This window comes from Microbacterium umsixpiens (assembly GCF_053543675.1).
Genome location: NZ_JBLVOH010000028.1, coordinates 1 through 12147 on the forward strand (window position 1 = coordinate 1; position 12147 = coordinate 12147).

11 protein-coding genes are annotated in these 12147 nt (G+C 69.0%); 9 read left to right on the forward strand and 2 right to left on the reverse strand.

Annotated elements, in window-relative coordinates; all coding sequences use genetic code 11:
- Positions 1-1747: FAD-dependent monooxygenase (locus ACNPM4_RS02870; RefSeq protein ID WP_448984638.1), on the reverse strand; the 1747-nt coding region annotated here is incomplete at its 3' end.
- A 145-nt stretch (positions 1748-1892) separates the two neighbouring features.
- Here ACNPM4_RS02870 and ACNPM4_RS02875 point away from each other — a divergent pair.
- On the forward strand, positions 1893-2603 hold the full coding sequence (locus ACNPM4_RS02875; protein WP_448984639.1) for an IclR family transcriptional regulator: 711 nt from the start codon (positions 1893-1895) through the stop codon (positions 2601-2603).
- A gap of 92 nt (positions 2604-2695) precedes the next feature.
- Here the strand turns inward: ACNPM4_RS02875 and ACNPM4_RS02880 are convergent, their stop codons facing one another.
- A complete protein-coding gene (locus ACNPM4_RS02880; RefSeq protein WP_400856099.1) occupies positions 2696-4075 on the reverse strand; it encodes an MFS transporter in 1380 nt (459 codons plus the stop codon).
- 155 nt (positions 4076-4230) lie between these two features.
- Here ACNPM4_RS02880 and ACNPM4_RS02885 point away from each other — a divergent pair, with 155 nt between their 5' ends.
- The 8 genes from ACNPM4_RS02885 (at position 4231) to ACNPM4_RS02920 (ending at position 12110) form a co-directional block, all read left to right on the forward strand.
- Positions 4231-5751, forward strand: coding sequence for a fumarylacetoacetate hydrolase family protein (locus ACNPM4_RS02885; protein ID WP_448984640.1), 1521 nt, complete (start codon positions 4231-4233; stop codon positions 5749-5751).
- Complete coding sequence (locus tag ACNPM4_RS02890; protein ID WP_448984641.1) at positions 5748-6431, forward strand: GntR family transcriptional regulator; 684 nt, start codon at positions 5748-5750, stop codon at positions 6429-6431. Before ACNPM4_RS02885 ends, ACNPM4_RS02890 begins: the two co-directional genes overlap by 4 nt.
- Positions 6428-7924: a 5-carboxymethyl-2-hydroxymuconate semialdehyde dehydrogenase gene (gene hpaE / locus ACNPM4_RS02895; RefSeq protein WP_400856103.1), complete on the forward strand. Its 1497-nt coding sequence runs from the start codon at positions 6428-6430 to the stop codon at positions 7922-7924. Before ACNPM4_RS02890 ends, hpaE begins: the two co-directional genes overlap by 4 nt.
- Before the next feature lie 33 nt (positions 7925-7957).
- A complete protein-coding gene (gene hpaD / locus ACNPM4_RS02900; protein WP_372468786.1) occupies positions 7958-9121 on the forward strand; it encodes a 3,4-dihydroxyphenylacetate 2,3-dioxygenase in 1164 nt (387 codons plus the stop codon).
- A gap of 9 nt (positions 9122-9130) precedes the next feature.
- Positions 9131-9916 (forward strand): FAA hydrolase family protein, encoded by a 786-nt coding sequence (locus ACNPM4_RS02905; RefSeq protein WP_372468785.1) that lies wholly within the window; start codon positions 9131-9133, stop codon positions 9914-9916.
- Positions 9901-10701 (forward strand): HpcH/HpaI aldolase family protein, encoded by an 801-nt coding sequence (locus ACNPM4_RS02910; protein WP_448984642.1) that lies wholly within the window; start codon positions 9901-9903, stop codon positions 10699-10701. The genes ACNPM4_RS02905 and ACNPM4_RS02910 overlap by 16 nt, the downstream gene beginning before the upstream one ends.
- A gap of 62 nt (positions 10702-10763) precedes the next feature.
- On the forward strand, positions 10764-11483 hold the full coding sequence (locus ACNPM4_RS02915; RefSeq protein WP_400856108.1) for a DUF6882 domain-containing protein: 720 nt from the start codon (positions 10764-10766) through the stop codon (positions 11481-11483).
- 57 nt (positions 11484-11540) lie between these two features.
- Positions 11541-12110, forward strand: a complete 570-nt coding sequence (locus tag ACNPM4_RS02920) for a hypothetical protein (RefSeq protein ID WP_448984643.1) — start codon at positions 11541-11543, stop codon at positions 12108-12110.
- The last annotated feature ends 37 nt before the right edge of the window (positions 12111-12147 follow it).

Genomic DNA, 12147 nt, shown 5'->3' on the forward strand with positions numbered 1-12147 from the left:
CGCGCGCCGCGAAGATGTCGGTCTCGGTCCACTTGCTGGGGCCCGCCGCATAGACCTTCTCCCAGTCGGTGAGGCCGAGCGGACCGGTCTTCGGCTGGAACAGGTCCGGCGCCGAGGTGACCTCCACCTCCTCGAAGGGCTGCTGGTACACGGCCTTCACGTCGAACACGGCGTCGACGTCGGCATCCGCCGGAGTGAAGCGCGCGAACAACGGGGCGGCATCGGCGGCCCAGGCGGCGAGCGCCTCCCCGGTGCGGTCGCCGAAGGCATACACGCGCCAGCGGCCGTCCGCCTTCGCATGGTGTCCGAGGTGGGTGACGTTGCCGTCGCCCACGCGCATGACCTCGGCCGACTTGAAGCGCTTGCCGAGGGGGTAGCCGACGGCGAGCGCCTGGTGGGCGTCGGTGCCGGTGATCATTGACGAGGTGTACTGCGTCATGAAGCCCGACGGGAACTCGGCCGTCGCGAGGTAGTAGGTCGCGAGGTCGCCGGGGTCGGAGATCTCCTCGGGCTTGCGCGCCATCAGGCTCGACCACTCGCGGTCGAAGTCGATGAGCTGCTGCGCCACCGGACGTCGTTCCGCGCCGTACGTCGCCAGGAGCGCCTCGGGAGCGCGACCCGTGAGCACCGAGCCGAGCTTCCAGCCGAGGTTGAAGCCGTCCTGCATCGAGACGTTCATGCCCTGGCCTGCCTTGGCGCTGTGCGTGTGGCAGGCGTCGCCGGTGAGAAAGACGCGCGGCGTGCGTCCCGACTCGTCGATCACGTCGTCGAACCCGTCGGTGACGCGGTGGCCGACCTCGTAGACGCTGTGCCAGGCGACCTCACGCACATCGAGGGTGTAGGGGTGGAGGATCTCGTTGGCGCGGCGGATGATCTCCTCGATCGGCGTCTGCCGCACCCGGTGGTCGTCGTCGGCGGCGACTTCGCCCAGGTCGATGTACATGCGGGAGAGGTAGCCGCCCTCACGCGGGATGTGCAGGATGTTGCCGGCCTCGGAGTTGATGGCGCACTTGGTCCGCCAGTCCGGGAAGTCGGTGTTGACGAGCACGTCCATCACGCCCCATGCGTGCGCGGCCGAGGCACCGACGTGCGTGCGCCCGATCGCCTGGCGCACGCCGCTGCGGGCGCCGTCGCACCCGGCGACGAACTTGGTGCGGATCGTCCGCTCCTCCCCTGCGCGCTCCCCCGCGACGTAGCGGATGCGGACCTCGACCGGGTATTCGCCTTCCTCGTGCACGGTGAGCCCCACGAACTCGACTCCGTAGTCGGGGGCGATGCGGCCGGGGCCGTTCGCGGCCGCCTCGGCGAAGTAGTCCAGCACGCGTGCCTGGTTGACGATCAGGTGCGGGAACTCGCAGATGTCGTAGGCGTAGTCGGCGGTGCGCGAGGTGCGGACGATCTCGTCGCGCTTGTCGGGGTTCGGGCCCCAGAAGTTCATCCAGCCGATGTTGTAGGCCTCGGCGATGATCCGCTCGGCGAATCCGAACGCCTGGAAGGTCTCGACACTGCGCGGCTGGATGCCGTCGGCCTGACCCAACGGGAGGCGTCCGTCGCGCTTCTCGATGATGCGGGTGGAGATATCCGGGTACTGCGACATCTGGGCGGCGAGGAGCATCCCGGCGGGTCCGGAGCCGACGATGAGCACATCGATCTCATCGGGGAGGTCGGTCAGCCGGTCGAGTCCGACGCCGGCGGCGTCCTGCACGCGCGGGTCTGCGGAGACGTAGCCGTGGTGGTGGAACTGCATCGTCGTCGATTCCTTCCGGACTTCTTCGTCGGTCCTGCGCTTCGGGTCTTGCGCTCGGGGGGTGTGTGTTCTATATTCGAACACACTGTTCTACTATTGAACACAGCCTAAACCGCCGCGCCGGTGACCGCAAGGGAGCGCACGCATGCCCGAGACCCCGAGCACCTCCCCCGCCTCGCAGACGCTGAGCCGCGGCATCCGCATCCTCGAAGTCCTCGCCGACGCCCGCGGCCCCCTCACGATCGACGAGATCGCGACCCGTCTCGGCGTGCATCGCTCGATCGCCTACCGCCTGCTGCGCACGCTCGAGGACCACGGCCTCGTCACGCGGGACGCGGCCGGGGCGGTGAGCCTCGGCGCGCGGATGGCGGCACTCGCGGCCGGCGTCGCGCACGATCTGCAGGCCGAAGCACTCCCCGAACTCACCGCGATCGCCAACGAGCTCGGGATGACGTGCTTCCTCGCCGTCCTCGACGGGGCCGAGTGCATCACGCTGGCCAGCGTCGAACCGCGGCATGCCGTCGCGAGCGTCGCCCAGCGCCCCGGCGCCCGGCATCCGATCACCGTCGGCGCCCCGGGCAAAGCGATTCTCGCTCAGCTGCCGAGCGCCGAATGGCCCGCCGAAGCGCCCGCGTCATTGCCCGCGGACGTGGAGGCGACGAAGCTCCGCGGTTACGCCACCAGCCATGACGAGGTCATCCCCACCGTGCAATCCGTTGCCGTGCCGCTGGTCCTGCGGAGTCAGCGCCTGGCCGCGATCGCCGTGGTGCATGTGGCGACGGATCTCGACGACGCCCAGATCGCCGCACGACTGCACCGCTCGGCCGCCGTCATCCGTGAGGCCCTCGACGGCTGACGACCCGGTCGAGGCGAGGGCGAGGGCGGCACGACGAGAGCGTGCGCCCACTGGGGACGCACGCTCTCGATCGGATTCCACGAACAGGCCGCTCAGGCCTTCGCGAGACCGTAGATCGGGCTGACGGACTGCTCCTCTTCATGGTCCGGACCGAGCGGGATACCGGAGCGGTCGCGCAGCAGGAGCGTGGCGACCAGGCCGATCAGCGTCATCCCGGCGAGGTACCAGGTGACAGCGTCGGTCGAGCCCGTGGCACTCACGATGGCCGTGGCGATGGTCGGCGCGAAGGCCCCACCCGCGATGGCACCGATCGCGTACGAGATCGAGACGCCCGAGAACCGGATGCTCGCGGGGAACAGCTCGGCGTAGAGCGCCGCCTGCGGGCCGTAGGTGAAGCCGAGACCGATCGTCAGGATCGCGAGACCGGCGAACAGGAGTCCGATCTCACCGGTGTTCACGAGGGGGAACAGCGTGAATACGCCGACCAGCTGCAGTACCCAGCCGATGACGTACGTCGTTCGGCGCCCGATGCGGTCGGACAGCCAGCCGGCCAGGAGCGTCGTGAGCAGCCACGTGACGGCGGAGCCCGCGACGGCCCAGAGCACCGGACCGCGCTCGAGGCCGATCGCCCCCTCGGGGTTCGTGGCGTAGCCCTGGATGTACCCGCCGGTGGTCATGTAGCCGACCGCATTGTTGCCGGCGAACACGAGCGCCGCGATGATCACGAGCAGCAGGTGCTTGCGGAACAGCTGCGCGATCGGCATCCGCGCCTTCTCCTTACGCGCGGCGAGCTCGGTGAAGACCGGGCTCTCCTCGACCTTGCGGCGCACGTAGTAGCCGACGAGGATCAGCACCACGCTGAGGAGGAACGGCACACGCCAGCCCCAGATCGCGAACTGGTCGCCGGGGGCGATCACGGTCATCAGCGCCATCACACCGGAGGCGAGCAGCAGGCCGAGGGGAACACCGATCTGCGGTGAAGCCCCGAAGATGCCGCGCTTCTTGCGCGGAGCGTGCTCGACCGCCATCAGCACGGCGCCACCCCACTCGCCACCGGCCGAGATGCCCTGGATGATGCGCAGGAGCACGAGGAGGATCGGCGCCATGATGCCGATCGTCTCGTATGTCGGGAGCAGACCGATGAGCGCGGTTGCGGCACCCATCAGGATCAGCGTCCACATGAGCACGGTCTTGCGTCCGAGCTTGTCGCCGTAGTGCCCGGCGAGGAATGCGCCGAGCGGACGGAACAGGAAGCTCACGCCGACGGTGGCGAACGCGATCAGCGCGCTGTCCGCCCCGAGCGGCTCGAAGAACAGCTGGCCGAACACGAGCCCGACGGCCGTGGCGTAGATGAAGAAGTCGTACCACTCGACCGTGGTGCCGACGACGGTGGCGAACACGACGCGGCGCCGATCGGCCGCCGTCGCGATGGTTCCGGTGGGTGTGAACCCACCCTGTGACTGCCCGCTCATGGGGGTGTCTCCTTTGGTTGTGACCGCATTGTCACGGCGTGCAGCGGATGCGGATCCGGAGTGCTTGCCGAGGGGTGAACCGATGATATATGATTTCGAATACGACGCACAAGGCGTCCTGCACGACAACGCAGACGAGCGCGAGGAGGCGCCCCGTGACGGATACCATCGACCGCCCCGGCAAGATCATCGCGATCCACCTGAGCTATGCCTCGCGCGCCGACCAGCGCGGCCGGCGTCCCGCTTCCCCCTCCTATTTCTTCAAACCGGCCAGCTCCGTCGGCGTCTCGGGCGGTTCGGTCGAACGCCCCGCCGGCACCGAGCTGCTCGCCTTCGAGGGAGAGATCGCCCTCGTGATCGGCACGGCAGCCCGCCGCGTCTCGCTCGACGAAGCCTGGGCGCACGTGGGGTGGGTCACCGCGTCGAACGATCTCGGACTGTACGACCTCCGCGCGAACGACAAGGGCTCGAACGTCCGCTCCAAGGGCGGCGACGGCTACACCCCTCTCGGCCCCGAGCTGATCGATGCCCGCACCGTCGACCCCGCCGCCCTCCGCGTGCGCGCCTGGGTCAACGGCGAACTCCGCCAGCACGACACCACGGCTGGGCTCATCTTCCCGCTCGCGCAGCTCGTCGCCGACCTCTCCCAGCACTTCACGCTCGAACCGGGCGATGTGATCCTCACGGGCACCCCTGCCGGCTCCTCGGTCATCGTCCCCGGCGACATCGTCGAGGTCGAGGTGGATGCTCCCGATGCTCCCGGCGCACCGACCTCCGGCCGTCTGGTCACCACCGTGACCCAGGGCGATGTCCCTTTCGACGGCGACCTCGGCTCACTTCCCGCCGTCGACGACCTGCAGCGCACCGAGGCGTGGGGCTCGGCCGAGGCCGCCGGACTCGCGCCCCCCACCGGTGAGGGGTCGCAAAATGCCGCGCTCCCCCCTGCCGACGCGGCGATTCCTGACCCTTCACGCCTCTCCCCCGAGCTGCGCGCCCTGCTCCTCGAAGCTCCGACGGCGGGGCTCTCCGCCCAGCTCCGCAAGCGCGGGCACCACTCCTGCTTCATCGACGGAGTGTCGGTGAACATCCCGGGCAGCAAGATCGTCGGCACCGCGAAGACCCTGCGATTCGTGCCGTTCCGCGAAGACCTCTTCGCCGCACACGGCGGCGGCTACAACGCGCAGAAGCGCGCATTCGACGCCGTGGAAGACGGCGAGATCATCGTGATCGAGGCCCGCGGCGACGCCACCACGGGCACGCTGGGCGACATCCTCGCCCTTCGCGCGAAGGCCCGCGGCGCTGCCGGCGTCGTGACCGACGGCGGGGTCCGTGACTTCGACGCGGTCGCCGAGATCGGACTCCCCGTGTTCTCGCAGGGCGCGCACCCCTCGGTCCTCGGCCGCAAGCACGTGCCGTGGGACGTGGACGTCACCATCTCCTGCGGCGGCGCGACCGTGCAGCCCGGCGACATCATCGTCGGCGACGGTGACGGCGTGATCGTCATCCCGCCGGCCCTGGCCGCCGAGGTCGCGGCCGACGCGGTCGCGCAAGAGGTCGAAGATGCCTGGATCGCCGAGCAGGTCGCCGCCGGCCACCCGCTCGACGGACTTTTCCCCCTCAACGCCGAGTGGCGCGCCCGCTACGAGGGGGCCACGGCCCCACGGAGCTCCCGATGACGATGACGGCGGCCAGCAAGTCGGAAGTCGCGTACGAGTGGATCCGCTCGCGCATCACGGGACACATGTTCAGCCCGGGCTACCGATTGGTGCTGGGCTCGATCGCTGAAGACCTGAAGATGAGCGTCGTGCCCGTGCGCGAGGCGATCCGCCGCCTCGAAGCCGAAGGTCTCGTCACCTTCGAGCGCAACGTGGGCGCGCGCGTGACACTCGTCGACGAGAGCGAATACGCACACACGATGCAGACGCTCGGCCTCGTCGAGGGGTGCGCCACCGCGCTCTCCGCTCCCCTGCTCGACGAGTCGGCCCTCGAAGAGGCCGCCCGCATCAACGAGCGCATGGCGCAGATGCTCGACCACCTCGACGCCCACGCCTTCACCGAGCTCAACCGCCAGTTCCACTCGGTGCTGTTCGAGCCGTGCCCCAACCCTCATCTGCTCGACCTGGTGCACCGCGGCTGGTCTCGGCTCTCCGGCATCCGCGACACGACCTTCGCGTCGGTCCCCGGACGCGCCCAGCACTCGGTCGAAGAGCACACCCAGATCCTCGAGCTCATCCGCGCGGGCGCCGACCCGCTCGAGATCGAACTCGCCGCCCGTAACCACCGCTGGCGCACGATGGACGCGTTCCTCGACGCCCTGCACACCCGTTCCGCCCAGACGACCGGAGAACACTCATGACCGATTCGCGCATCCCCGCCGACCTCCCCGACCACATCCAGCACTACATCGACGGCGCGTTCGTCGATTCCGTCGACGGCGACACCTTCGACGTGCTCGACCCGGTCACCAACCAGACCTACACGACGGCCGCCGCCGGCAAGAAGGCCGATATCGAGCTCGCCGTCGCCGCCGCCAAGCGCGCCTTCGATGAAGGACCCTGGCCGCGGATGCTCCCCCGCGAGCGCTCGCGCGTGCTGCACCGCATCGCCGACCTCGTCGAGTCCCGCGACGCGCGCCTCGCTGAGCTCGAGTCATACGACTCCGGTCTTCCGATCACCCAGGCGCTCGGTCAGGCCCGCCGCGCCGCGGAGAACTTCCGCTTCTTCGCCGACCTGATCGTCGCGCAGTCCGACGACGCCTTCAAGGTGCCCGGGCGCCAGATGAACTACGTCAACCGCAAGCCGATCGGCGTCGCCGGCCTCATCACGCCGTGGAACACCCCCTTCATGCTCGAGTCCTGGAAGCTCGGCCCCGCACTGGCGACCGGCAACACGGTCGTGCTCAAGCCTGCCGAGTTCACGCCGCTCTCGGCCTCGCTCTGGGCCGGCATCTTCGAAGAGGCAGGTCTCCCCCAGGGTGTCTTCAACCTCGTGAACGGCCTCGGCGAAGACGCGGGCGACGCGCTTGTGAAGCACCCCGACGTGCCGCTCATCTCGTTCACCGGCGAGAGTTCGACCGGCCAGCTGATCTTCGGCAACGCCGCGCCCTTCCTCAAGGGCCTGTCGATGGAGCTCGGCGGCAAGTCCCCCGCCGTCGTCTTCGCCGATGCCGATCTCGAAGCCGCGGTCGATGCCACGATCTTCGGCGTCTTCTCCCTCAACGGCGAGCGCTGCACGGCCGGATCGCGCATCCTCGTCGAGCGTTCGATCTACGAGGAGTTCGTCGAGCGCTACGCGGCGCAGGCGAAGCGCGTCAAGGTCGGCTACCCGCACGATCCGGCCACCGAGGTCGGCGCGCTCGTGCACCCCGAGCACTACGAGAAGGTGATGAGCTACGTCGAGATCGGCAAGACGGAAGGACGTCTGGTCGCCGGCGGCGGTCGCCCCGAGGGCTTCGACGAGGGCAACTTCGTCGCACCGACCGTGTTCGCCGACGTCTCCTCCGACGCCCGAATCTTCCAGGAGGAGATCTTCGGCCCGGTCGTCGCGATCACGCCGTTCGACTCCGACGAGGAGGCGCTGTCCCTCGCGAACAACACCAAGTACGGGCTCGCCGCCTACATCTGGACCAACGACCTCAAGCGCGCACACAACTTCGCGCAGTCGGTCGAGGCCGGCATGGTGTGGCTGAACAGCAACAACGTGCGCGACCTGCGCACCCCGTTCGGAGGCGTGAAGGCCTCGGGCCTCGGTCACGAGGGCGGCTACCGCTCGATCGACTTCTACACCGACCAGCAGAGCGTGCACATCACGCTCGGCGGAGCCCACAACCCGACCTTCGGCAAGAACTGAAACCCGTCTGCCCGATCACGCAAGGACGCTGACATGACACACCGCGAAGACATGACCCTGACCTCCTCCGGCTTCTACGTCTCCCAGGAGGCGCCGATCCACTCGGAGAACCCCGTGGCGACACCGAAGAGCACGCCGCCGGACATCCTCCGCTGCGCGTACATGGAGCTCGTGGTCACCGACCTCGCGGCCTCCCGTCAGTTCTACGTCGACGTGCTGGGTCTCTACGTGACCGCAGAAGACGACGAGGCGCTCTACCTGCGTTCGACGGAGGAGTTCATCCATCACAACCTCGTGCTGCGCAAGGGACCGATCGCCGCGGTCGCCGCCTTCTCCTACCGGGTCCGCACGCCCGAAGACCTCGACCGCGCCGTCGAGTTCTACACGGAGCTCGGCTGCGACGTACGCCGCAACCCGGATGGCTTCGTGAAGGGCATCGGCGACTCCGTGCGCGTGGTCGATCCGCTCGGCTTCCCGTACGAGTTCTTCTACGCCACCGAGCACGTCGAGCGGATGTCGTGGCGCTATGACCTCCATATCCCGGGCGAACTGGTGCGTCTCGACCACTTCAACCAGGTCACCCCCGACGTGCCGCGCGCGGTCGGCTTCATGCAGGACCTCGGATTCCGGGTCACGGAAGACATCCAGGACGAGGAGGGCACCGTCTACGCCGCGTGGATGCGCCGCAAGCCCACCGTGCACGACACCGCCATGACCGGCGGCGACGGGCCCCGCATGCACCACGTGTGCTTCGCGACGCACGAGAAGCACAACATCCTCGCGATCTGCGACAAGCTCGGCGCGCTCCGCCGCTCCGATGCGATCGAGCGCGGCCCCGGCCGCCACGGCGTCTCGAACGCGTTCTACCTGTACCTGCGCGACCCCGACGGACACCGCGTCGAGGTGTACACGCAGGACTACTACACGGGCGACCCCGACAACCCGGTCGTCACCTGGGACGTGCACGACAACCAGCGCCGCGACTGGTGGGGGAACCCCGTCGTCCCGTCCTGGTACACGGATGCCTCGCTCGTGCTCGACCTCGACGGCAACCCGCAGCCGGTCGTCGCCCGCACCGACTCCAGCGAGATGGCGGTGACCATCGGCGCCGACGGCTTCTCGTACACCCGCGCCGAGGACGACAAGGACATGCCCGAGTACAAGCAGGGCGAGTACAAGCTCGGCCACCAGCTCTAGGAGGCACCGATGCTGTCAGACGAGACCATCTCGGCGATCGCGGCGGAGCTCGCCGAAGCCGATCGCACGCACAGCGTGATCCCGCGCATCACCGCACGGTACCCGGAGGCGACGGTCGAGGACTCGTATGCGATCCAGGGGGTCTGGCGCGACCAGAACCTCGCGGCGGGCCGTCGGCTCGTCGGGCGCAAGATCGGGCTGACGTCCAAGGCGATGCAGCAGGCGACGGGTATCACCGAGCCGGACTACGGCGTGATGTTCGACGACACCGTGTACGAGTCCGGGGCCGAGATCGCGACCTCCCACTTCTCGAACGTGCGCATCGAGGTCGAGCTGGCCTTCGTGCTGAAGAGCCCACTGGAAGGCCCCGACTGCACTCTCGAAGACGCCCTCGCGGCGATCGACTATGCCGTGCCGGCCCTCGAGGTGCTCAACTCGCACATCGAGCTGGAGGGTCGGACGATCGTCGACACGATCAGCGACAACGCCGCGTACGGGGCGATGGTGCTCGGCACCGTGCACAAGCGCCCCGATGAGATCGACCTGCGATGGGTTCCCGGCGTCCTGTCCCGCAACGGCGAGATCGAGGAGACCGGCGTCGCCGCCGGAGTGCTCGGCCATCCGGCCACCGGCGTGGCCTGGCTCGCGAACAAGTTCCATCAGCACGGCGCGCGTCTCGAAGCAGGCGAGATCATCCTGGCAGGATCGTTCACGCGCCCGATGTGGGTGTCGCGTGGCGATGAAGTGCTGTGCGATTACGGACCGATGGGAACAATCGCATGCCGCTTCGTCTAGACCCCTCCTTCCGCGAACAGCTCGCGGACTCCGATCACCCGTTCGTGGGCATGTGGGTCTGCTCCGGCAGCCCGCTTCTCGCGGAGGTCGCTGCAGGGTCCGGGCTCGACTGGCTGCTGATCGACATGGAGCACTCGGCGAACACGCTCGACTCCGTGCTGCAGCAGCTGCAGGCCGTCGCCGCCTATCCGATCGCCCCGCTCGTGCGCGTGCCGTCGAACGACACGGTCGCGATCAAGCAGATCCTCGATCTCGGGGCACAGAATCTGATCGTCCCGATGGTCTCCTCAGCCGATGAGGCCCGCGCCGCCGTGGCCGCCACCCGCTACCCGCCGGAGGGCGTACGCGGAGTGGGAAGCGCCCTGGCCCGCAGCGCCCGGTGGAACCGCGTCGATCGGTATCTGCAGGAGTCCGCGCAGCACGTCTCGCTGACCGTGCAGATCGAGACGGCTGCAGGGGTCGAGGCCGCAGCCGACATCGCCGCGGTCGACGGCGTGGATGCCGTCTTCGTCGGACCGTCCGACCTGTCCGCTTCGATGGGGCTCCTCGGGCAGCAGACGCATCCCGATGTGACGGCCTCCGTCGAGAAGGTGTTCGCCGCGGTCAAGGCCGCGGGCAAGGCCGTCGGCGTGAACGCGTTCGACCCCGCCGCCGCTGATGCCTACCTCGCCGCGGGCGCGGACTTCGTGTCCGTGGGTGCGGATGTCGCCCTGCTGGCCCGCGCATCCGAGGCGCTGACGGCGCGATTCATCGCCGCGGACGGGGCGGCGCGCGCCAGCTACTGAGCCGCTCACACGAACGGTGTGCGAGCTAGCGGATTCATAGCATTTCCGGCGAGACTGTCGGCATGACCTTCGCCGCGCTCCAGCCCCTCGCCGACCGTGCCGCCCTCTTCGTCGCACTCCGACAGGACGCCCTCTCCGCCGCCGCCGACGCGCTCGGTGAGCACCGCTGGGACGCGGACATGGCGGCCGGCACGCTCACCTTCACGGCGAACGACGACCCCTCGAAGCAGTTCGTCGCCCGCGCGCACCTGATCGCGACGATCGCGCCGGGCCCCCGTTCGCTGCTGTGGGCCTGGGCGCACCCCAACGGGGACCCGCAGGGCGTCGCCGCTCAGCTGCACGCATACGGCGCCGAGCACGGCATCGCGGAGTTGACGAACTCGGAAGTGCCGTTCCCCGAGGGCGCGGGCGACGACGACTGGATCGCGCAGGCGGCGCACACCATCGGCGGCGTCGCCGTCGAGCTGACCGGACGCTCCCCGTACTACTCCGCGCCCGTCGGCAACGGCACCCGCGCGGTGTTCCTGCTCGACGCACCGCTCGCACCGCTCACCGTCGCCGACGCGGTCGTCGCCCTCCCCCGTGTGCTCGCCGGAGCAGACCTGCCCGACGCCCGCACCGCGGTGTGGGACCTCGCGCGGCTCGCCGGCTGGACCCTGACCTGGACCGATGAGGCCTTCTCGGGCGCGTCCGTGTCGGACACCACCGGCACGGCGACGTTCCGGTTCGACGAGCAGGCCCGCATCAGCGGCATCGAGAGCACGCTGCACCCACAGGGCTGACCGCGCGGGGCGGCTGCTCCCCCTCCGCGCCACCGCGATCTATGGGATTCTGGTCGCATGAAGAACGGAATCGTCCGGTTCGCCGCGCTCTACGTGTTCAACGTCGCGGTGCTGCTCCTGATCGGTCTGCTGCTGCCCGGCGTCTCCGTCGGGTTCAATGCGCTGTGGGCATCGGTCATCCTGACCCTCGCCGCGCTCTTCGTGAAGCCGCTGATCGCCGGTGCCTTCCGCAAGTCCGCAGCGAAGTCGGCCGCCGAACGCACGAAGACCGGCGAGAAGATCGTCCAATACGTGCTCGTCTACCTCGTCGAGCTCATCGTCTGGGTGCTCACGGTGTGGTTGAGCGGCGTTCGCGCCTCCGGCTTCTGGGCGTTCGTGCTGCCGCCGCTCGCGCTGCTGTTCGGCTGGATGATCTACGACCAGATCGACGACCGGATGCGGGCCAAGACCGGGGAGATCTACGACTCCGTCCAGGCGCGGGTGAAGGGTGGGCTCTCGAAGTCCGCACCCGCGACGACCGCCGCGACAAGCGCCGCACCCGAGTCCCCCGAGACGACCGCGGCCCGCGACGAGCTCAACGACGGACTCACGCCCGAGCAGCGACGGATGCTCGACGAACTCGGCTGACCGGCCTCACCTCGCAGTCAAACGACGATGTCGCAGG